Source organism: Streptomyces sp. SGAir0957, assembly GCF_043523415.1.
In genome coordinates this window covers 3,169,069-3,188,831 of the sequence record NZ_CP027293.1, presented here as the reverse complement: position 1 = coordinate 3,188,831, position 19,763 = coordinate 3,169,069, and the positions used below count along the sequence as shown (strand labels likewise).

Below are 19,763 nucleotides of genomic sequence, written 5' to 3'. Positions count from 1 at the left end.
TCCCGATAGTACGGCGCGGTAACCGGGGCGCGGAAAGGGCCGTCAGCGGTCGTCTACGTCACGTCGGCGCTCGTGGTCGACCGGGAATACCTCGCCTCTGGAGATGGTCCGCTGCTGCTCCTCCAGCTCTTTGAGCAGGTCCTGCAGCTCGGAGCGGATCCAGTCCCGCGTGGCGACCTCGCCCAGACCGATGCGCAGGGCCGCCACCTCGCGGCTCAGGTACTCGGTGTCGGCGATCGACCGCTCGTTCTGCTTGCGGTCCTGTTCGAGGTTGACGCGGTCACGGTCGTCCTGCCGGTTCTGCGCGAGCAGGATCAGCGGAGCGGCGTACGACGCCTGGAGGGAGAGCATCAGGGTCAGGAAGATGAACGGGTAGGTGTCGAAGCGCAGCGAGGCCGGCGCGAAGACGTTCCAGGCGACCCACGCGATGATGAGCACCGTCATCCAGACGATGAACCGGCCGGTCCCGAGGAACCGTGCGATGCGCTCGGAGAGCCGCCCGAACGCCTCGGGGTCGTAGTCGGGCAGCAGCTTGCGGCGCGCCGGCCGCGGCTGGTCGAGCCGGGTGCGGGGCCGCGTGTCGCGCTCGCGCTCGTCAGTCGCCATCGTTCACGTCCCCCGAAAGGTGAAACTCCTGCTCGCGCCAGTCGTCGGGCAGCATGTGGTCCAGTACGTCGTCGACGGTCACGGCGCCGAGCAGCGCCCCGCTCTCGTCCACGACGGGCGCCGCCACCATGTCGTAGGTGGCGAAGAACCCGGCGATCTCCGGCAGTTGCGCCTCCGGTGACAGGGCCTGCAGGTCCTCGTCGAGGATCGAGCTGACCATCGTGAACGGGGGGTCGCGCAGCAGCCGCTGGAAGTGGATCGTGCCGAGGTACTTGCCGGTCGGCGTCTCGTCCGGCGGGCGGCACACGTAGACCTGGGCGGCGAGCGCGGGGGACAGGTCGGGGTTGCGGACGCGGGCGAGCGCGTCGGCGACGGTCGAGTCCGGGCGCAGCACGATCGGCTCGGTCGTCATCAGGCCGCCCGCGGTCTTGTCCTCGTACGCCATGAGGCGCCGCACGTCGGCCGCGTCGCCGGGGCGCATGAGGGCGAGCAGGCGCTCCTTGTCGGCCTCGGGCAGCTCGCCGAGCAGGTCGGCGGCGTCGTCCGGGTCCATCTCCTCCAGGACGTCGGCGGCGCGCTCCTCCTGGAGCTTGCCGAGGATCTCGATCTGGTCGTCCTCGGGGAGCTCTTCGAGGACGTCGGCGAGGCGCTCGTTGGTGAGGGCGGCGGCGACCTCGGCGCGGCGCTTGGGGGAGAGGTGGTGCAGGACGTTGGCGAGGTCGGCGGGGCGCAGCTGTTCGAAGGTGGCGAGCAGGTTCTCGGCGCCCTGCCCCTCCTCCTCGCGCGCGAAGCCGTCGACGGCGGCCCAGTCGACGGTGAGCGCCTCGCCCTTGCGCCGGAAGGTGCCGCCCTTGCCCTTGCGGACGTAGACCTTGTCGATCTCCCAGTCGCGGCGCGCGGGCAGCTGCTGGATGGAGATGTCGAGCACGGTGACGTCCTCGCCGGTCTCGACGAGCCGTACGCGCCGGTCGAGCATCTCGCCGAGGATGAGGCGCTCGGTGGGGCGCTGCTCGAAGCGCCGCACGTTGAGCACGCCCGTGGTGATGACCTGGCCGGACTCGACGCCGGTCACCCGTGTCATGGGCAGGAAGATGCGACGGCGCGTGGACAGCTCGACGACGAGCCCGAGCAGCCGCGGCGGCCGTCGGTCGGGACGCAGTATCACGACGAGGTCGCGCACGCGTCCGACCTGGTCCCCGTTCGGATCGAAGACGGCGATACCGGACAGATGGGAGACAAAGATCCGTGGAGCCACTGCTGCCATGTCTCCTCGTACCACCCTTTCGTGCTGATCCATCCTGCTATACGCGCAATCCGGGGGTCAGGCTATCCGCTGCCCGTCGAACACGCCTTTGCGCCTGCCGGCGCCCGGACCCGTACGAGTAACCGCAGATGACACAGGTACGCTGCCGTACTGCCGTCGAGCCCGATGCCGTACGAGAGGTGGTCCCGCCCGTGACCGCACGTCCCCCGCACCGTCGCACCCGAAGGACGCTCGTGGCAGGCGCGTTGTGCACGGGGCTCGCGGCCGGGCTCGCGGGATGCGGCGGCGACGACCCCGACGCGGGCACCAACGGGGTCGGCAAGCTCGAAGCCGCCACGATCCAGAACCGTACGGTGAAAGCGGCGCAGGCGGCGGCCACGGTCCACCTGGCGGGCACGGTGGTCAGCGGCGGCCGCACGTACAGGCTCGACATGCGGCTCAAGGACGACGGCGGCACGGGCTCGGTGACGACGGGCGGCAGCACCTTCCGGCTGCTCCGCGTCGGCGAGCACCTCTACCTCAAGGCGGGCGCCGAGTTCTGGACACACTCGGACGACGCGAAGGGCTCGGCCGGGGACGCCGCGGCGGCGGAGAAGCTCGACGGCAAGTATGTGAAGGTGCCGACGGGCGACCCGGCGTACAAGCGCCTCAGCACGTTCACGGACAAGGACGTGCTCCTCGACGGCCTGCTCACGCTCCACGGCACCCTGAACAAGGGCGACCGCTCCACCATGGGCTCCACCCGCACCATCCAGCTCACCGGCGACGACGGCGCCGGCGGCACCCTGGACGTCTCCCTGGAGGGCACGGCCTACCCCCTGCGCCTGGAACGGGCGGGAGGCGCGGGCACCCTTCAACTGACGGAATGGGGCCGCGACTTCGCCCTGACGGAACCGAAGGAAACAGAAACGGTGGATTACGGCCAGGCTTTGCCGACGAGCTGAGCTCACATCAAGCCCGTCCGACGATGGAGGACCGGGGTCCGGGGCAGAGCCCCGCGACATCAGCGCTTACGCCGCCGCCCAAGAAGACGAGGCAGCCCCGCGGGCACGGCGTTACGGGTGACAGCGGCAGACGGCACCGGAGCAGCGGCCAGAGACCCCCCGGAGGCCGGCACGACATCCGCCCCCCGAACGGGTTCGAGCCGCACGACCCGACACTCCCGCCCCCACCGCAGAGTCATCGTCTCCGCGTCGGGAGCATTGAGCCGCTTCCCCTTCAGCTCCGCGACAGCCGCCTCCCACGCCTCACCCCCGGGCGCGAGCTCCACGACCTTCGCCCGCCAGCCGACGAGCCGCCCGCCCTTGTCCTTGCTGCGGACGGTGACGGTGGCCGCACCCCCGTCGACGAGGCCGGGCAGCGGCTGCTCGCCGGGCCCGTCGCCGACGACGAGCGCCGCCCCCTCGTGCCACACGTGCCACAGCGCCCGCTCGGGGCCCTCGGCACCGCGGACCCAGATGAGCCCGGACTTCTTCGTGGCCTCCTCGACGAGGGCGGCATCGAGCAGTTCTGTCGTCATACGGGTCAGCGTAGCTACAGCCAGCCGTTGCGCTTGAGGGTGCGGTGGATCGTGAAACAGGCGGCGACGGTGACGGTGAGGACGAGCGGATACCCGTAGCGCCAGTGCAGTTCGGGCATGTACTTGAAGTTCATGCCGTACACGCCGCACACCATGGTCGGTACGGCGACGATCGCGGCCCACGAGGTGATCTTGCGCATGTCCTCGTTCTGGGCGACGGAGGCCTGCGCGAGGTTGGCCTGGAGGATGGAGTTGAGCAGTTCGTCGAAGCCGATGACCTGCTCCTGCACGCGCTCCAGGTGGTCGGCGACGTCGCGGAAGTACTTCTGGATGTCCGGGTCGATGAGGCGCATGGGCCGCTCGCTCAGGAGCTGCAGCGGGCGGCGCAGCGGCGCGACGGCGCGCTTGAACTCCAGGACCTCGCGCTTGAGCTGGTAGATGCTGCCCGCGTCGGAGCCGCGCGGCGCGCCCTTGCCGGTCTGCGAGAAGACGGCGGTCTCGACCTCGTCGATGTCGTCCTGCATGGCGTCGGCGACGGCGAGGTAGCCGTCGACGACATGGTCGGCGATGGTGTGCAGCACCGCGCTCGGCCCCTTGGCGAGCAGCTCGGGGTCCTCCTGGAGGCGGTGGCGAAGGGCTCGCAGCGAGCCCTGGCCGCCGTGCCGGACGGTGATGAGGAAGTCCCGGCCGGTGAAGCACATGACCTCGCCGCTCTCCACGACCTCGCTGGTGGCGGTGAGTTCGGCGTGCTCCACGTAGTGGATGGTCTTGAAGACGGTGAACAGCGTGTCGTCGTACCGCTCCAGCTTGGGCCGCTGGTGGGCGTGGACGGCGTCCTCGACGGCGAGCGGGTGGAGCCCGAACTCGGCGGCGATACCGGCGAATTCGGCCTCGGTCGGCTCGTGCAGGCCGATCCAGGCGAAGCCCCCGTCGCGGCGCACCTGGAGGCGGGCCTCGCGCGGGGTGAGCCCCGCGGGGGACTCGGCGCGGGCGCCGTCCCGGTAGACCGCGCAGTCGACGACCGCGGAGACGGCCGACGGGTCGCGGGTGGCGTCATACGTATTACGTGCCTCGTTGCCGTACGGGGCCACGCTCTTGCGCAGCGAGGGGCGGACGGCGGCACGCAGGTCGCGGATCATCGACATGGGCAGGCTCCTTCGCGGGCGGGAGCCGCACGCTGCGGCCGGAAGATCGGCACTACCCGGAATGAGGACGTCCTGGGCAACCGGACACGCTGCACGTCCACAAAGCGGGGAGCACCGCACCGACGCTGGGCGGCTTTCGCTTACTGATGCAGATCAAGATCGGGAAGATCTCTGGGATCAGGCGGTGTCGAAGCGCTCTTCCGGCGTACGCGGGCAGCCCGGGAAGCAGACGGTCAGAGAGTCACGCTGCTGACTGCGAAGGGGGCGTGCGAGCCTAGCGGCCGGAAGAACGGGTGGTACTGCACGGTCGACTTCGATCCATGACAGCCCCACCTCCTCCGGCCGGTCCCCCGTGGGGGACGTGAGTGGGTCGGTTCTTCGAGGGCTCCGAGAGCCCCCGGCGGATGCGCACCGCGCACCATTCCGACCGACGGCCTAGAGTATCAGCCGCCTGAAGAAAGCAAGCCCCTTCTTTACCCATTGCAGATGAGTTCTATGCTCGCGGGATGGCAGAAGTTCTTGCGCTGGTAGAGGCCCGGCTGACCACGGCCCTGGGCGAGCCGGACGCGCGCGCGGCGGTCACCTTCCTCGGCACCGACCGGATCGAGGTGCTGCGCTTCACCGACGGCGACCAGGGTCTCGTGCGGTACGCCACGCTCGGCATGTCGGCGTCCCCGATGTCCGACCCGACCGCGGCCCTCGCCGACCCGGTGAAGGGCCCGCGCGCCGAGCTGGTCCTCACGGTCCGCGCCGGGCTCGCCGACACGGACAAGGTGCTGCGCCCGCTCGCGGTCCTTGCCGCGTCGCCGCAGGTCGAGGGGGTCGTCGTGGCGCCGGGCGCGTCGCTCGACGTGGGCGAGGCGCTGTGGCCGGGCGCCCCGTTCACCTCGGTGCTCGTGGCGGAGCCGGGCGGCCTGGTCGAGGACCTCGACCTGGACGAGCCGCTCGACCCCGTACGGTTCCTGCCGCTGCTGCCCATGACGCAGAACGAGGCGGCGTGGAAGCGGGTGCACGGCGCCGCCGCGCTCCAGGAGAAGTGGCTGAACGGCGGGACGGACCTGCGCGATCCGCTGCGCAAGTCCGTCCCGCTCGACTGAGGATCTGATCCGACTCCCCGCAGTACTTACTGCGCGTACTTACTGGGCGTACTTACTGCGCGGCGAAGACACTGACGCCGTCCTCGGTGGCGTGTCGCGGCTCCAGCTCCTCGGCCTCGTGCGTGAGCGCGTTCCTGCGCACCCATACGACGACGGCGCCGATGACCGCCGTGACCGCGGCGACCACGAAGGGGATGTGGATGTCGCTCCACTCCTCGATCTTCGGCGCGAAGAACGGGGCGGCAGCGGCGGCGAACCAGCGCACGAAGTTGTAGCCCGCGCTGGCCACCGGGCGCGGCGCGTCGGACACGCCGAGCGCCAGCTCCGTGTAGACCGTGTTGTTCACGCCGATGAAGGCGCCGGACAGGATCGTGCAGACGACGGCGGCGGTGTGGTTGCCGTAGCCGAGGACGAGCACGTCGGCGGCGAGCAGCACCAGCGAGCCGCCGAGCACCTTCAGGGAACCGAACCGGGCCTGCATACGCGGTGCGACGATCACCGAGAACAGTGCGAGCAGCACACCCCAGGCGAAGAAGACGCCGCCGCTCTTGTAGGGCGTCATGTTCAGCACGAACGGGGTGAAGGCGAGCACCGTGAAGAACGTGTAGTTGTAGAAGAACGCCGAGATCGCCGCCGAGGCGAGACCGCCGTGGCCGAGCGCCTTGATCGGGTCCAGGAGCGACGTCTTCGTGGCGGGCCTGGGCTGCTCCTTCAGGAACACCGTGATGCAGACGAACCCGACGGCCATCAGCGCGGCGGTGCCGAAGAACGGGTAGCGCCAGCTCGCGTTGCCGAGCAGGGCGCCGACCAGTGGCCCGCACGCCATGCCCAGGCCGAGCGCGGACTCGTACAGCAGGATCGCGGCGGCGCTGCCGCCCGCCGCGGCGCCGACGATGACGGCGAGGGCGGTCGAGACGAAGAGCGCGTTGCCGAGGCCCCAGCCGGCGCGGAAGCCGACCAGTTCGCCGACCGAGCCCGAGGTGCCCGCGAGCGCGGCGAAGACCACGACGAGCGCGAGCCCGGCGAGCAGGGTCTTCTTGCCGCCGATGCGGCTGGAGACGAAGCCGGTCACCAGCATCGCGACGGCGGTGATGAGGAAGTAGGAGGTGAAGAGCAGGGAGACCTGGCTGGGCGTCGCCTCCAGACCTTTGGCGATCGACGGCAGGATCGGGTCGACGAGGCCGATGCCCATGAAGGCGACGACGGACGCCCCGGCGGTCGCCCAGACCGCCTTCGGCTGACGCAGGATGCTGGTCGCCCCCGCGTCGAGCGCGTCCCCTCCGCCCGGACCTCCTGGCGTGGTGGCTGCCGTGCTGCTGTGGCTCATGCCCATTCCGGTTCTCCTTGGTGGCTCCTGGGCGCCCTCTGATCGTTGGTGTATGCACATATTAAGTTAGCTGGGCTAATTAATGCAAGATACATCTATACGGGTTCCGGCCACCCGGCGGAACGCCTCCGCGCGGCGGCCTCCGGACGGGTGATCGTCCTTGACGCGACGCGGGACGGAGAGGACCGTGGGGCTTTATGAGGGGCGAACCCAGTTGCCCGAAGTGTGGTGGCCGGGTCAGGGCTCCCGGCCTCTTCGCCGACTCCTGGCAGTGCGACGCGCACGGGGCGGTGCACCCGCTGCAGCCCGTGATCCCGCCCAGCGTCGAGGCGCTCAGCGTCGTGGTGCGCCGCGCCCAGGTGCCCGTCTGGATGCCGTGGCCGCTCCCGGTCGGCTGGCTCTTCACCGGGGTCGCCAACGCGGGGGACGACCGCACCGGCGGCCGCGCCACCGCCGTCGCCTGCTCGGGCCCCGGACCCCTCGGCGGCATGGGTGAGCTGGTGCTCGTCGCGGAGGAGCTGGGCGTCGGGCTCGGCGCGCGCTACGCGGGGATCGACGGCCCGGACCCCGGCCCCTCCATGGACGTCTCGGGCCCGCCGCAGGCCAAGCTCCTGGCGGCGGGGCGGCCCACCCCGATGTGGCTCGTCGCGGGCACCCCCGACGACCGCGCCGTCTTCGCGGGCGAGGCGCTGGGCCTTTGGCTGTGGGCGGTCGTCTGGCCGGAACAGTCCGGTCTGCTGATGTACGACGAGCTGGTCCTCACCGACCTGCGGGACGCGGGCGCGGAGGTGGACCTGCTGCCGTGCGGGGCGTTGTCGCCGCGGATCCTGCAGCAGGTGGGGGAGGAGTAGGGCGCGGGCGGGAGGAGCGTGGGGCCGGCCGGCACCGGCGTGATGGCGGGGTTGTTCGAAATCCCCGTTACCCTGGAGCGTCCCCCTCCGCCTGAGCGGGGCCCCGACCCCCGTCCCGTCCGAGCCCGGAGGAGTACGCAGCCGTGCGCATCGACCTGCACACCCACTCCACCGCGTCCGACGGCACGGACACCCCGGCCGAGCTGGTGCGGAACGCCGCGGCGGCCGGTCTGGACGTCGTGGCGCTCACCGACCACGACTCCACGCGCGGCCACGCCGAGGCGATCGCCGCGCTCCCCGCGGGCCTCACCCTCGTCACCGGCGCCGAACTCTCCTGCCGCCTCGACGGCGTGGGCATGCACATGCTGGCCTACCTCTTCGACCCCGAGGAGCCCGGCCTGCTCGCCGAGCGCGAGCTGGTCCGCGACGACCGCGTCCCCCGCGCCAAGAAGATGATCGCCAGGCTGAACGACCTCGGCGTCCCCGTCACGTGGGACCAAGTCGCCCGGATCGCCGCGGGCGGCTCGGTCGGCCGCCCGCACATCGCCACCGCGCTCGTCGAACTCGGTGTCGTGGACACGGTCTCCGACGCCTTCACGCCCCAGTGGCTGGCCGACGGCGGTCGCGCCTACGCCGAGAAGCACGAGACGGACCCCTCCGAAGCGATCCGCCTGGTCAAGGCCGCGGGCGGGGTCACCGTCTTCGCGCACCCGGGCGCCGCGAAGCGCGGCAGGACCGTCCCCGAGGCGGCCATAGCCGAACTGGCCGCCGCCGGGCTCGACGGCATCGAGGTCGACCACATGGACCACGACGCCGCCACCCGCGACCGGCTGCGCGGCCTCGCCGCCGACACCGGCCTGCTCACCACCGGCTCCTCCGACTACCACGGCAGCCGCAAGACCTGTGTGCTCGGCGAGTACACCACCGACCCCGAGGTCTACGGGGAGATCACGCGCCGCGCCACGGGCGCCTTCCCGGTCCCGGGCGCCGGCGGACACCGCGCCTGACCCGCGCCTCCTTCCGGGGGTGCGCCCCCTTCTCCCCTTCCGCTCAGCACGCGCGCGCCGAACAGCCGCGCTCTACTCCCGCAAGGCAAGCCCCACTGTGTTCGACGTCGCCGTCTTCGGATCCCTCTTTCTCACCCTTTTCGTGATCATGGATCCCCCCGGAATCACCCCGATCTTCCTCGCCCTCACCGCGGGCCGCCCCGCCAAGGTCCAGAAGCGCATGGCCTTCCAGGCCGTCTGCGTCGCCTTCGGTGTCATCGCCGTCTTCGGTGTCCTGGGCCACCAGATCCTCGACTACCTGCACGTCTCGGTCCCGGCCCTGATGATCGCGGGCGGTCTGCTGCTCCTGCTTATCGCGCTCGACCTGCTCACCGGCAAGACCGACGAGCCCCAGCAGACGAAGGACGTGAACGTCGCCCTCGTCCCGCTCGGTATGCCCCTGCTCGCCGGGCCGGGCGCGATCGTCTCGGTGATCCTCGCCGTCCAGAAGGCGCACTCGGTCACGACGCAGCTCTCCGTCTGGACGGCGATCATCGCCATCCACGTCGTCCTGTGGCTCGTCATGCGCTACTCGCTGGTGATCATCCGCGTCATCAAGGACGGCGGCGTGGTCCTGGTGACCCGGCTCGCGGGCATGATGCTCTCGGCGATCGCCGTGCAGCAGATCATCAACGGCGTGACGCAGGTGATCCAGAACAGCTGACCCCGGCCCCGGAGCCGCGCAGCACGAGCCGCGCAGTACGAGCCGCGCAGCACGAAGCCCCCGTACGCCGTGTGCGTACGGGGGCTTCGACGTGAGGTGTCGCTACGCCGTTACGAGGCGGACGACTCGGCCGGGCGGATGTAGAGGCGCTGCCCTATGGCGGCGGCCTGCTGAACGATCCGGTTGACGGAGGCGGCGTCCACGACGGTGGTGTCCACGGCGGTGCCGTCGACGTCGTCGAGTCGCATGATTTCGAAGCGCAAGGGCTTCTCCCTTCGTCTGGTGATCCTCCTGAAGGAGAACTACGGGTGCAGGGCGTACGACAACAGCCTCGACCTGCTGTACGGCCAGGCGGTTGCCTGACCGTTAAGAGTGGATTGCGTGGCTAGAGTGCCCCGCGTTCTGTAAGGGACAACGAGTTGCCCCCAACAAACATTCCCTACGCTAAAGAAAATTTTCGGCGGCCTAATTACTTGGCGGTAGCGTAAGCGTGCGGCTGCGCAGTGTCACGAGGTGGAGGTGCTGGGGCCCAAGCGGCCGGAGGGCCGCGAGTGAGGGGTCAGGCGGCCGGGTGCCGACGCCAGAAGGACGCGAGCGCCGCCGCCGTCTCGGCGGGGCGGTCGGTGTTGGGGGAGTGCTCGGCGCCGCTGATCACCGTGCGTTCCGCCTTGAGGCGCCGCGCCATGTCGTCGAGCAGCGGCACGGGCCAGGCGTCGTCCCGCTCGCCGGACAGCACGTGCACCGGCGGCGCGACCGCGGCCAGTTCCTCGACCCGGTCGGGCTCGGAACGCAACTGCCTTCCCGTGGCGATGAGTTGAGCCGGACTGTTGCTGAGCCAGCGCTGCCGCAGGGCATCCTCGTCGCCCCGCACGTCCACCACGTCCTCGGCCGCGTCGAGCGCCTGCATGGCCTCCCAGACCTGGGCCATGCCGAGCGCGGCGAGCGCGTCCCGCAGCAGCTCGATCCGCTGCCGCTGCGCCTCGGCGACGGCGGCCGGGCCCGACGACATCAGCGTCAGGGTCGCGAACGGGGCCGGGTCCGCGATGACCGCGGCGCGGGCGACGAGCCCGCCGAGCGAGTGCCCCATCAGATGGACGCGCGCCGGGCCGAGCGTCGCGACCTGCGCGAGCACGTCCCGGGCCAGCTCGGCCAGCGCGTAGGGGCTCTCGTCGTCCGCGGGGCCCGGGGTCTGGTACTGGCCCCGGCCGTCCACGGCCACCGTGCGGAATCCGGCCGCGTTCAACGGCTCGTTCAGCGCGATGAAGTCCTCCTTGCTACCGGTGAACCCCGGCAGCAGCAGCGCCGTGCCCCGCACCGCGCCGGACACCGGATCACCGATGAGCGCGGCGAAGTCGCCCCGGGCGGTGCGCAGGGTGTGGGCGCGGGTGCCCGGCGGCGGCGTGAAGGTCGGCGGCCTGCTCATGCCGGTGAGAGTACGCGGCGCGGCGCCCGGGGGCGCGGACGGGGTACGGCGAAGGCCCGGCCCCCGCGCGAGCGGGAACCGGGCCTTCGTAACGCGGTGCGGCGTGACCGATCAGGCCCCGGGGGCCTCGGCGACGGCCTTCTTCCGCGTGCGCTTCGGCTTGACCTCGGCGGACGCGTCCTCGGCCGGTGCGGCGGCGACGGCCTTCTTACGGGTCCGCTTCGGCGCGGCCTCCTCGGCCGGGGCCGCGGCGACCGCCTTCTTGCGGGTCCGCTTCGGAGCGGCGGCCTCGGCCACAGCCTCCTCGACCGGGGCGGCGGCCACTGCCTTCTTCCGCGTCCGCTTCGGCTTGGCCTCGACGGTGTCGAGCGCGGCGTCCGCGGCGGTCTCCGCGGGGGCGGCGGCCTTCTTGCGGGTCCGCTTGGGCGAGGCGGCCTCGGTCACCGTCTCCTCGGCCGGGGCTGCGGCGACGGCCTTCTTGCGGGTCCGCTTGGGCGCGGCGGTCTCGGCGACAGCCTCTTCGACCGGGGCTGCGGCGACGGCCTTCTTGCGGGTCCGCTTCGGCGCGGCGGTCTCGGCGACAGCCTCCTCGGCCGGGGCTGCGGCGACGGCCTTCTTGCGGGTCCGCTTGGGCGAGGCGGCCTCGGCCACCGTCTCCTCGGCCGGAGCCGCGGCGACCGCCTTCTTCCGCGTACGCGCCGGCTTCGCCTCGACGGCCTCCGCCGTGTCGACGACGGCTTCCGCCTTCTTGCGCGTACGACGCGGCTTGGCCGGGGCGGCCTCCGCCTCGACGGCCTGCGGGGCTTCAGCGGTCACGAGGGTCTCGACGGCCGGCGCGGCGGCCTGCTCGACGACGGTCTCCGCCTTCTTGCGCGTACGACGACGCGGCGCGACCGGCGCCTCCGCCTCGACAACCGGCTCGGGTACCGCCACAGGCGCCACAGGAGCCACGGTGGCCGTGGCCGTGGCGGTCGCCGCAGCGGGGGCGGCCGACTGCGCGCCACCGCGCGTGCGGCGGCGACGACGCGGCGTACGGGGCTCGGTCGCGTCCTGCGCGACGGGCGTCACCGGCGCAGCGGCAGCGGCAGCGGCCTCGACCGGGGCGGTGGTGGTCGCGGTCGTCTCCGGGGTCGCGGCGACGGGCTCGCCGTTGCGCGTCCGGCGCCGACGGCGCGGCGTACGGGCGGAGCGCTCGCGCTCCTGGCTCTGGTCCCGGTCCCGGTCACGGTCCCGATCACGTCCGTGATCACGGTCACGGTCACGACCGCGGTCACGATCGCCGGAACGCCCGCCACGGCCGCGCGGCGACGCGCCCCGGCCGCCGGTCTCGCCCAGGTCCTCGATCTCCTCTGCGCCGAGCCCCGCGCGCGTGCGCTCGGAGCGCGGCAGGACACCCTTGGTGCCCGCCGGGATGTTCAGCTCCTCGAAGAGGTGCGGCGAGGAGGAGTACGTCTCGACCGGGTCGTTGAAGCCCAGGTCGAGCGCCTTGTTGATCAGCTGCCAGCGCGGGATGTCGTCCCAGTCGACCAGCGTGATCGCGATGCCCTTGCGGCCCGCGCGGCCGGTGCGGCCGATGCGGTGGAGGTACGTCTTCTCGTCCTCCGGCGACTGGTAGTTGATGACGTGCGTCACACCGTCGACGTCGATGCCGCGCGCGGCGACGTCGGTGCAGACCAGCACGTCCACCTTGCCGTTGCGGAACGCGCGCAGCGCCTGCTCGCGCGCGCCCTGCCCGAGGTCGCCGTGGACGGCGCCGGAGGCGAAGCCGCGCTTCTGCAGCTGCTCGGCGATGTCGGCGGCGGTCCGCTTGGTGCGGCAGAAGATCATCGCGAGCCCGCGGCCCTCGGCCTGCAGGATGCGGGCGACCATCTCGGGCTTGTCCATGTTGTGCGCGCGGTACACGTGCTGCGCCGTGTTGCGCACGGTCGCGCCCGCGTCGTCCGGCGAGGTGGCGTTGATGTGCGTGGGCTGCGACATGTAGCGGCGGGCGAGGCCGATGACGGCGCCCGGCATGGTCGCCGAGAACAGCATCGTCTGGCGCTTCGCCGGAAGCAGGTTGATGATCTTCTCGACGTCGGGCAGGAAGCCCAGGTCGAGCATCTCGTCGGCCTCGTCGAGGACGAGCGCCTTGACGTGCGAGAGGTTGAGCTTCTTCTGCCCGGCGAGGTCGAGAAGGCGGCCCGGGGTGCCGACGATCACGTCGACGCCCTTCTTGAGGGCCTCGACCTGGGGCTCGTAGGCGCGACCGCCATATATGGCGAGAACGCGCACATTGCGCACCTTGCCGGCGGTCAGGAGGTCGTTGGTGACCTGCGTGCACAGCTCGCGCGTGGGGACGACGACGAGCGCCTGCGGGGCGTCGGTCAGCTGCTCGGGCGTGGCCCGGCCCGCCTCGACGTCCGCGGGGACGGTGACGCGCTCCAGGAGCGGCAGACCGAAGCCGAGGGTCTTGCCCGTGCCGGTCTTGGCCTGGCCGATGACGTCCGAGCCCGAGAGGGCGACGGGGAGGGTCATCTCCTGGATGGGGAAGGCGTTGACAATGCCGACGGCCTCAAGGGCTTCGGCGGTCTCGGGCAGGATGCCGAGTTGTCGGAACGTGGAAGTCTGCGTAGTCAGGGTGCTGCCTCTTCTGTGAGGTGCGACGCGAGGCGAACGTGGGGGTCGTGACCGTGCCGGTGGTACGCCGGTCTCGATCCGCACAGTGCGGGTGGACCGGTTGACGCGGGACCACTGCCGACGCTCGAGCGCTCGTGCCGCTGAGGGCCCCTCCTCGTGCCGTACGCCGTGTGACGGACGAGCCGGAGGGCTGTCGGGTCGGAGCCGATCGGGCCTCCGACCGGGCATCCTCATTCGTGCGGCCCGTCGCAAGTACGCGCACGTGCCAGGATTCGGACGTGCACGCGACGGGCTCTTTACCACCATACCCCGGAAACGCGCATGTGCGATGGCCGATTTGGTCACGTAGCCGTCGTCACACTCTTTGACCAGGGACTTACCCGACGCGTGGAGCGGGCTATTGTGCGCTTCATGGAGACGCCTGACAACGCCAAGCCGTCCACTGAAGCGACCCCCGCCGTGACCGGTATCGCCGCCCAGGACTGGGCCACCGCCGCCGCGGACGAGAACTATCGCGCAGCCGTCGTCGACCTGCTCGGGGCGCTCGCGTACGGGGAGCTGGCGGCGTTCGAGCGGCTCGCGGAGGACGCGAAGCTGGCGCCGACGCTCGCCGACAAGGCGGAGCTGGCGAAGATGGCGTCCGCCGAGTTCCACCACTTCGAGCAGTTGAGCAACCGGCTGTCGGCGATCGGGGTCGAGCCGACCGACGCGATGGACCCCTTCGTCGGCGCCCTCGACGGCTTCCACCGCCAGACCGCCCCGTCGGACTGGCTGGAGGGCCTGGTCAAGGCGTACGTGGGCGACTCGATCGCCAGTGACTTCTACCGGGAGGTCGCGGCCCGGCTCGACTCGGACACCCGCTCCCTCGTACTCGCCGTGCTCGACGACACGGGGCACGCCTCGTTCGCCGTGGAGAAGGTGCGGGCCGCGATCGAGAAGGACCCGCGCGTGGGCGGGCGCCTCGCCCTGTGGGCGCGACGTCTGATGGGCGAGGCCCTCTCCCAGTCGCAGCGGGTGGTCGCCGACCGCGACGCCCTGTCGACCATGCTGGTCGGCGGTGTGGCCGACGGCTTCGACCTGGCCGAGGTCGGCAAGATGTTCTCGCGGATCACCGAGGCGCACACCAAGCGGATGGCGGCGCTGGGCCTCGCCGCCTGACGCCTGCCCGTTCTACGGGTTCGGGTTCTACGGGTTCGGGGTCTACGGGTTCGGGGTCTACGGGTTCGGGCTCAGCCGGTGCGCTCTGCCCCCGGCCGGGCGCAGCAGCAGCGACAGCAGGGCCGCCGAGAGGACGAGCGCGCCGACGAGCGTGGCCAGCACATGGCCCGCGCCCAGCGCGTTGTGCGTGATGAACGCCCCGAACAGGGCGCCGACGATTCCGGTCGCGAGCACGAGCGCGCGCGACGGGAGACGGTGGGGCATCCGCAGGCCCGCGGCCCATGCGAGGGCCAGGCCGAGCAGTGCGGAGCCGAGAGCTTCGAGAAGCATGGTGAGGGTCCCTCCCGCGCTGCCAGTTGGTGCAAATCGGTCCTACCCGGTCTACCCCTGGCACCCGGAACGCAATCCTCCTCAGGGCCCCCGCTGTGCGTGCCCTGTGAACACGAAAGGGGCCCGGCGGCTTTGTGCCGCCGGGCCCCTCTCTCGTCCTGCTGTCGCGCTGTCTGTCGCGCGGCTTGTCGTGCTGTCTTCGCTACAGCGGGCCGAAGCCCACCTTGCGCACCGACGGCTCGCCGATCTCCACATAGGCGAGGCGCTCGGCCGGTACCAGCACCTTGCGGCCCTTCTCATCCGTCAGGGAGAGCAGCTGCGCCTTGCCGGACAACGCCTCGGCCACCGCGCTCTCGACCTCCTCGGCGGCCTGGCCGCTCTCCAGAACGATCTCGCGGGGCGTGTGCAGCACGCCGATCTTGACCTCCACGGCCTTGTCCCTCCGACGATCCGTGATGTGCGCGGACGACCGCGCGCCGTACGCAGCAAACATTAGCCCGGCGAAGGGAGGCACCTGGTGCCCCGGCTGCACGCCAAGAGCGAACAGCGAAACGGGAACAAAGCGCGGGCCTCGCAGGCGGGGCCCCGCAGGCGGGGCGTCTCAGTGCTGGTCCGTGTGCGGTTCCGCGCCGTGCAGCGGGAACCCGGCGATGCCGCGCCAGGCCAGCGACGTCAGCAACTGCACTGCCTTGTCACGTTCGACAGGGCTCTCGCTGGACAGCCAGTAGCGCGCGACGACCTGCGACACGCCGCCCAGACCCACGGCAAGGAGCATCGACTCGTCCTTGGACAGGCCCGTGTCCTCGGCGATCACGTCCGAGATCGCCTCGGCGCACTGCAGGCTGACCCGGTCGACGCGCTCGCGCACCGCAGGCTCGTTCGTCAGGTCCGACTCGAAGACGAGACGGAACGCGCCGCCGTCGTCCTGGACGTACGCGAAGTAGGCGTCCATGGTCGCCGCGACGCGCTGCTTGTTGTCCGTCGTCGAGGCCAGGGCCGTGCGGACCGACTGCAGCAACGACTCGCAGTGCTGGTCGAGCAGGGCCAGGTAGAGGTCGAGCTTGCCGGGGAAGTGCTGGTAGAGCACCGGCTTGCTGACCCCGGCCCGTTCGGCGATGTCGTCCATCGCGGCCGCGTGGTACCCCTGTGCGACAAAAACCTCCTGGGCCGCGCCCAGCAGCTGGTTGCGTCGGGCTCGGCGCGGCAGGCGCGTGCCCTTGGGGCGCGCTGCCTCCGTCTGCTCGGTGGCTGTCACGCCGCCTCCCAAAATCGTCCGTGCGCGGTGTGTGCCGCGCCGTCATCGTACTTTTGGGTAACCATGATGTGCGCGGTGCGAGCGCAGAATTTCATGGACCGGACGACTGTGAAAGCCATGTGTGTCCCACATGCGGCGATCGCACGGGGGCGCTACATACGCAAAGCGGTGCAAACCGCGACCCGGGTTTTTCGGTGGTTGCTACCGGTAGTCGTCCTCGTCGAGGGCCACGACCCGCGCCTGCTCGGCCAGGTCGCCTTCATCGGCCGCGCCCACGTCTGCCGCCGCCTGCGGTACGTCGTCCTCGGCCGGCGAGACCTCCGTGAGCTGCTCGGCGGTGTCCGCCTCCGGCGCCTCCACGTCGATCTCCTGGGGCTCGTCAGCCGCGAAGGTCTCGGGCTCATCGGGGTCGACTGCCATGGATGGCTCCCTTCCTCACCTGTTCCTCTGTTCCTTGTGGGGGCGAATGCCCTGTAAGGGCGAGTGCCCTGGCGGGGCGAGTGCCCTGTGGGGGCGGGTGCCCTGTTTTGAGCGTAGGAGACACCTGGATGCGGCGCGATGCGCGGCAGCGAATAATGCAGCGGGTGAGCTTTGGCTAGAACTATGAGCTATCTGTGACAGCGAACACACGATCCCCTGCGTGATCGTCTCGTAACATATGCCGCATGTCTTCGACCGATTCGCCGCGTGTGCCTCCCGCCGTCGCCGCCGCGGTGCCCAAGCCGGGCACCGTCAAGGTGGCGGAGGGGGAGCGGCTCCGCTCGGTCGCTCTGCCGGGGCTCACGCTCTCGGTCCGGTCCCGGCCCGGCACGCGCGAAGGGCTGCCGCCCGCCCTGTACGTCCACGGTCTCGGCGGTTCCTCGCAGAACTGGTCGGCGCTGATGCCGCTGCTCGAGGACGGCGTGGACGGCGAGGCCCTCGACCTCCCGGGCTTCGGCGACTCCCCGCCGCCGGACGACGGCAACTACTCGGTCACCGGACACGCGCGCGCGGTCATCCGCTATCTCGACGCGCAAGGACGCGGCCCCGTCCACCTCTTCGGGAACTCGCTCGGCGGCGCCATCACGACACGGGTCGCCGCCGTCCGCCCCGACCTCGTACGGACGTTGACCCTCGTGGCACCGGCTCTCCCCGAACTCCGGGTGCAGCGCACCGCCCTGCCGACCGGACTCCTCGCCCTCCCCGGCGTCGCCGCGCTCTTCACGCGGCTCACGAAGGAATGGACGGCCGAGCAGCGCGTGCGCGGCGTCACCGCCCTTTGCTACGGCGACCCCGACCGGGTCTCCCCGGAAGGCTTCCGCGCCGCCGTCGAGGAAATGGAACGGCGGCTGCAACTCCCGTACTTCTGGGACGCGATGGCCCGCTCCGCGCGCGGGGTCGTCGACGCGTACACGCTCGGCGGCCAGCACGGACTCTGGCGCCAGGCCGAGCGGGTGCTCGCGCCGACCCTGCTCATCTACGGGGGGCGCGACCAGCTCGTCTCGTACCGGATGGCGGCGCGCGCGGCGCGCACGTTCCGCGACTCCCGCCTCCTCACGCTCCCCGACGCGGGGCATGTCGCGATGATGGAGTACCCGGAGAGGGTCGCGGCGGCGTTCCGGGAACTTGTCGCGGACACCAGCGCGTTGGACGGGGAGCGTGCCCTTCGGGCACGATCGGTCGGCGTCGCGAACGAGAACGCGGGCGGTACCGGAGCCGGAAGCACGGGCGGTACCGGAGACATGGGCAGTGCCGGACATGCAGGCAGTGCCGGACAGGCAGACAGTGCCGACAAGGCGGGCAGTGTCGAGAACACAGGCAGTGCCGAGAACGCAGGCAGTGCCGACAAGGCGGGCAGTGCCGAGAACGCAGGCAGTACTACGGAGCAGGGGAGCTGAGGCGGCCAGTGGGACGGCACAGCCGCCGAGGACCGGCAGACAGCGGCGAGAGCGTCGACATACCTGAAGCACCGGCGGCGTCCGTGCGGTCGGGTGAGGCCCGCGAATCCGGCGTACCCGCACCGGCTCGTCCGGGCACCGGCCGGCGGCGCAAGGCCCCTGCGGGGCAGCCGCACGGGGAGCCCTCGACCCCGGCGCACACGTCCGCGGGGACCGAGACGGAGCGCGGCCGCGGCGGCCACCCCGAGCAGCGGGAGCCGGGCGGCGGCTGGGGCGCCCCGGGCCATCGCGAGGACGGCGGGCGCGGTCACCGGACGCCCGGATCGCCGATGGTCCCGCGGCAACGGCCCCGGCAGGAATACGTCGACGCGTTCGACAAGGAGACCCCCAAGGCGCCGGAGCGCCATGGTGACGCTGCGGGGTGGGGTCCTGAGGAGACCCGGAGTACGCAGGACGGACGGAGTCCGAGGGGCGCTCGGGGTTCAAGGGATCCGTACGCCGCCGTCACCGCCTGGGACGAGGAGGCGCCAACGCCCTCGGCGACGCCCGCGTCCTCTGATGCAGGCGCGGCGGGCCCAGGGGTGACCCCGGGGGCGAAGGCCGATGCGGACGAGAGTGGGGGCGGGGAGCGCGAGAAGCGCGGCCGCGGCCTCACCTACACCGGCATCGCCGCCGCGGCCGTCACCACCGTGCTCGCCGTCGTGGTCGCCGGGCAGGTTGCCGACAAGGGCAGCGCCGCGGCGAGCGACGCGCAGGGACAGGCCGCCGACGGGCCGCGCGCCCACACCGACTCGGCCTCGCGCTCGGACGACCGGGCCACCCCGTCCCGGACGGCGCAGGCCGCCCCGGCCACGTACGCCCAGAAAATGACCAGGAAATACCCGCTGGCCGCGAACCTGAAGGGCTCGGGGGACTTCGAGACGATCCCCGGCACCGACAAGGCCCCCAAGAAGGGCGCGGACCACATCCTCTACCGCGTCGATGTCGAGAAGGGCCTCGGGCTCGACGGCAAGCTGTTCGCGCAAGCGGTCCAGAAGACCCTGAACGACGACCGGAGCTGGGCCCACGACGGCGCTCGCACGTTCGAACGCGTCTCCAAGGGTGAGCCGCGTTTCGTGATCACCCTCGCCAGCCCCGGGACCACGGCGACCTGGTGCGCCAAGTCCGGCCTCGACACGACCGAGGACAACGTGTCGTGCGACTCCGCCGCCACCGACCGCGTCATGATCAACGCCTATCGGTGGGCGCAGGGTTCGAAGACGTACGACGACGTGCTGCACGACCAGGCCATCTACCCGTATCGGCAGATGCTCATCAACCACGAGGTCGGCCACCGGCTGGGCCACAACCACGTGTCCTGCTCGCGCAACGGCGCGCTCGCGCCCGTCATGCAGCAGCAGACCAAGTTCCTCAGCCTCGACGGCATCACCTGCAAGCCGAACCCCTGGGTCTTTCCCAAGGGTTGACACGCTGTAGCTATCTGTAGCGGATCGCTTCCTTAGCGCGACCGAACGTCGCGCGCGCGGGAAAGTCACGGCCTTTCACCCCTTCCGGTGGCGCGATGGACAACCGTCCATCGCGCCAC

At 71.3% G+C, this 19,763-nt stretch carries 20 protein-coding genes; 8 read left to right on the top strand and 12 right to left on the bottom strand.

All coding sequences use genetic code 11. The features are described 5' to 3' along the window. Nucleotides 1–42 precede the first annotated feature (42 nt). Nucleotides 43–606 (bottom strand): DUF1003 domain-containing protein, encoded by a 564-nt coding sequence (locus tag C1N81_RS19195; protein ID WP_394430710.1) that lies wholly within the window; start codon nucleotides 604–606, stop codon nucleotides 43–45. Further along, nucleotides 596–1,870 carry a magnesium transporter MgtE N-terminal domain-containing protein gene (locus tag C1N81_RS19190; protein WP_394430708.1) on the bottom strand — a complete coding sequence of 425 codons (1,275 nt, stop codon included), beginning with the start codon at nucleotides 1,868–1,870 and terminating at the stop codon, nucleotides 596–598. Before C1N81_RS19190 ends, C1N81_RS19195 begins: the two co-directional genes overlap by 11 nt. A 191-nt stretch (nucleotides 1,871–2,061) precedes the next feature. Between C1N81_RS19190 and C1N81_RS19185 the strand changes: the two genes are divergently transcribed. Continuing rightward, nucleotides 2,062–2,814: a hypothetical protein gene (locus tag C1N81_RS19185; RefSeq protein ID WP_394430706.1), complete on the top strand. Its 753-nt coding sequence runs from the start codon at nucleotides 2,062–2,064 to the stop codon at nucleotides 2,812–2,814. Nucleotides 2,815–2,873: 59 nt separating this feature from the next. Here C1N81_RS19185 and C1N81_RS19180 read toward each other — a convergent pair whose 3' ends face one another. Together C1N81_RS19180 and C1N81_RS19175 are read right to left on the bottom strand one after the other, a co-directional pair. Then, nucleotides 2,874–3,389 (bottom strand): hypothetical protein, encoded by a 516-nt coding sequence (locus tag C1N81_RS19180; protein ID WP_394430704.1) that lies wholly within the window; start codon nucleotides 3,387–3,389, stop codon nucleotides 2,874–2,876. Between the two features lie 14 nt (nucleotides 3,390–3,403). Further along, on the bottom strand, nucleotides 3,404–4,534 hold the full coding sequence (locus C1N81_RS19175; RefSeq protein WP_394430702.1) for a magnesium and cobalt transport protein CorA: 1,131 nt from the start codon (nucleotides 4,532–4,534) through the stop codon (nucleotides 3,404–3,406). A 506-nt stretch (nucleotides 4,535–5,040) separates the two neighbouring features. On the opposite strand from C1N81_RS19175, the gene C1N81_RS19170 reads away from it, so the two are divergent. Then, nucleotides 5,041–5,631: a suppressor of fused domain protein gene (locus C1N81_RS19170; RefSeq protein ID WP_394430700.1), complete on the top strand. Its 591-nt coding sequence runs from the start codon at nucleotides 5,041–5,043 to the stop codon at nucleotides 5,629–5,631. A gap of 52 nt (nucleotides 5,632–5,683) precedes the next feature. Here the strand turns inward: C1N81_RS19170 and C1N81_RS19165 are convergent, their stop codons facing one another. Next, the gene (locus C1N81_RS19165) at nucleotides 5,684–6,958 is read right to left on the bottom strand and encodes an MFS transporter (RefSeq protein WP_394430698.1); all 1,275 of its coding nucleotides are present in this window, start codon (nucleotides 6,956–6,958) and stop codon (nucleotides 5,684–5,686) included. Between the two features lie 197 nt (nucleotides 6,959–7,155). Between C1N81_RS19165 and C1N81_RS19160 the strand changes: the two genes are divergently transcribed. From C1N81_RS19160 to C1N81_RS19150, 3 genes are all read left to right on the top strand, one after another. Next, nucleotides 7,156–7,809, top strand: a complete 654-nt coding sequence (locus C1N81_RS19160) for a DUF6758 family protein (protein WP_394430696.1) — start codon at nucleotides 7,156–7,158, stop codon at nucleotides 7,807–7,809. Between the two features lie 143 nt (nucleotides 7,810–7,952). Further along, on the top strand, nucleotides 7,953–8,816 hold the full coding sequence (locus tag C1N81_RS19155; protein WP_394430694.1) for a PHP domain-containing protein: 864 nt from the start codon (nucleotides 7,953–7,955) through the stop codon (nucleotides 8,814–8,816). Between the two features lie 97 nt (nucleotides 8,817–8,913). Continuing rightward, complete coding sequence (locus tag C1N81_RS19150; RefSeq protein WP_394430692.1) at nucleotides 8,914–9,519, top strand: MarC family protein; 606 nt, start codon at nucleotides 8,914–8,916, stop codon at nucleotides 9,517–9,519. Nucleotides 9,520–9,629: 110 nt separating this feature from the next. Here C1N81_RS19150 and C1N81_RS19145 read toward each other — a convergent pair whose 3' ends face one another. From C1N81_RS19145 to C1N81_RS19135, 3 genes are all read right to left on the bottom strand, one after another. After that, nucleotides 9,630–9,767: a hypothetical protein gene (locus tag C1N81_RS19145; RefSeq protein WP_394438606.1), complete on the bottom strand. Its 138-nt coding sequence runs from the start codon at nucleotides 9,765–9,767 to the stop codon at nucleotides 9,630–9,632. Nucleotides 9,768–10,078: 311 nt separating this feature from the next. Beyond that, a complete protein-coding gene (locus C1N81_RS19140; protein ID WP_394430690.1) occupies nucleotides 10,079–10,942 on the bottom strand; it encodes an alpha/beta fold hydrolase in 864 nt (287 codons plus the stop codon). Nucleotides 10,943–11,053: 111 nt separating this feature from the next. Then, on the bottom strand, nucleotides 11,054–13,456 hold the full coding sequence (locus C1N81_RS19135) for a DEAD/DEAH box helicase (RefSeq protein ID WP_394430688.1): 2,403 nt from the start codon (nucleotides 13,454–13,456) through the stop codon (nucleotides 11,054–11,056). A gap of 504 nt (nucleotides 13,457–13,960) precedes the next feature. Here C1N81_RS19135 and C1N81_RS19130 point away from each other — a divergent pair. After that, a complete protein-coding gene (locus C1N81_RS19130; RefSeq protein ID WP_394438058.1) occupies nucleotides 13,961–14,716 on the top strand; it encodes a ferritin-like fold-containing protein in 756 nt (251 codons plus the stop codon). Between the two features lie 57 nt (nucleotides 14,717–14,773). Here the strand turns inward: C1N81_RS19130 and C1N81_RS19125 are convergent, their stop codons facing one another. From C1N81_RS19125 to C1N81_RS19110, 4 genes are all read right to left on the bottom strand, one after another. Beyond that, nucleotides 14,774–15,046 (bottom strand): hypothetical protein, encoded by a 273-nt coding sequence (locus C1N81_RS19125; protein WP_394430687.1) that lies wholly within the window; start codon nucleotides 15,044–15,046, stop codon nucleotides 14,774–14,776. Nucleotides 15,047–15,248: 202 nt separating this feature from the next. Further along, nucleotides 15,249–15,476 (bottom strand): DUF3107 domain-containing protein, encoded by a 228-nt coding sequence (locus C1N81_RS19120; RefSeq protein WP_394430685.1) that lies wholly within the window; start codon nucleotides 15,474–15,476, stop codon nucleotides 15,249–15,251. A 171-nt stretch (nucleotides 15,477–15,647) separates the two neighbouring features. Then, a complete protein-coding gene (locus C1N81_RS19115; RefSeq protein WP_394430683.1) occupies nucleotides 15,648–16,301 on the bottom strand; it encodes a TetR/AcrR family transcriptional regulator in 654 nt (217 codons plus the stop codon). A 201-nt stretch (nucleotides 16,302–16,502) separates the two neighbouring features. Beyond that, complete coding sequence (locus C1N81_RS19110; RefSeq protein ID WP_394430681.1) at nucleotides 16,503–16,721, bottom strand: hypothetical protein; 219 nt, start codon at nucleotides 16,719–16,721, stop codon at nucleotides 16,503–16,505. Nucleotides 16,722–16,966: 245 nt separating this feature from the next. Between C1N81_RS19110 and C1N81_RS19105 the strand changes: the two genes are divergently transcribed. Both C1N81_RS19105 and C1N81_RS19100 read left to right on the top strand, forming a co-directional pair. Further along, nucleotides 16,967–18,178 (top strand): alpha/beta fold hydrolase, encoded by a 1,212-nt coding sequence (locus tag C1N81_RS19105; RefSeq protein WP_394430679.1) that lies wholly within the window; start codon nucleotides 16,967–16,969, stop codon nucleotides 18,176–18,178. 581 nt (nucleotides 18,179–18,759) lie between these two features. Then, entirely contained in the window at nucleotides 18,760–19,644 is an 885-nt protein-coding gene (locus C1N81_RS19100; RefSeq protein ID WP_394430677.1) for a DUF3152 domain-containing protein, read from the top strand. The last annotated feature ends 119 nt before the right edge of the window (nucleotides 19,645–19,763 follow it).

Excerpts from the sequence above, each read along its gene's own strand:
- C1N81_RS19195 (WP_394430710.1), bottom strand. The coding sequence starts at position 606 with ATGGCGACTGACGAGCGCGAGCGCGACACGCGGCCCCGCACCCGGCTC.
- C1N81_RS19190 (WP_394430708.1), bottom strand. The coding sequence starts at position 1,870 with ATGGCAGCAGTGGCTCCACGGATCTTTGTCTCCCATCTGTCCGGTATC.
- C1N81_RS19180 (WP_394430704.1), bottom strand. The coding sequence starts at position 3,389 with ATGACGACAGAACTGCTCGATGCCGCCCTCGTCGAGGAGGCCACGAAG.
- C1N81_RS19175 (WP_394430702.1), bottom strand. The coding sequence starts at position 4,534 with ATGTCGATGATCCGCGACCTGCGTGCCGCCGTCCGCCCCTCGCTGCGC.
- C1N81_RS19170 (WP_394430700.1), top strand. The coding sequence starts at position 5,041 with ATGGCAGAAGTTCTTGCGCTGGTAGAGGCCCGGCTGACCACGGCCCTG.
- C1N81_RS19165 (WP_394430698.1), bottom strand. The coding sequence starts at position 6,958 with ATGAGCCACAGCAGCACGGCAGCCACCACGCCAGGAGGTCCGGGCGGA.
- C1N81_RS19160 (WP_394430696.1), top strand. The coding sequence starts at position 7,156 with ATGAGGGGCGAACCCAGTTGCCCGAAGTGTGGTGGCCGGGTCAGGGCT.
- C1N81_RS19145 (WP_394438606.1), bottom strand. The coding sequence starts at position 9,767 with ATGCGACTCGACGACGTCGACGGCACCGCCGTGGACACCACCGTCGTG.
- C1N81_RS19140 (WP_394430690.1), bottom strand. The coding sequence starts at position 10,942 with ATGAGCAGGCCGCCGACCTTCACGCCGCCGCCGGGCACCCGCGCCCAC.
- C1N81_RS19135 (WP_394430688.1), bottom strand. The coding sequence starts at position 13,456 with ATGACCCTCCCCGTCGCCCTCTCGGGCTCGGACGTCATCGGCCAGGCC.
- C1N81_RS19125 (WP_394430687.1), bottom strand. The coding sequence starts at position 15,046 with ATGCTTCTCGAAGCTCTCGGCTCCGCACTGCTCGGCCTGGCCCTCGCA.
- C1N81_RS19110 (WP_394430681.1), bottom strand. The coding sequence starts at position 16,721 with ATGGCAGTCGACCCCGATGAGCCCGAGACCTTCGCGGCTGACGAGCCC.
- C1N81_RS19105 (WP_394430679.1), top strand. The coding sequence starts at position 16,967 with ATGTCTTCGACCGATTCGCCGCGTGTGCCTCCCGCCGTCGCCGCCGCG.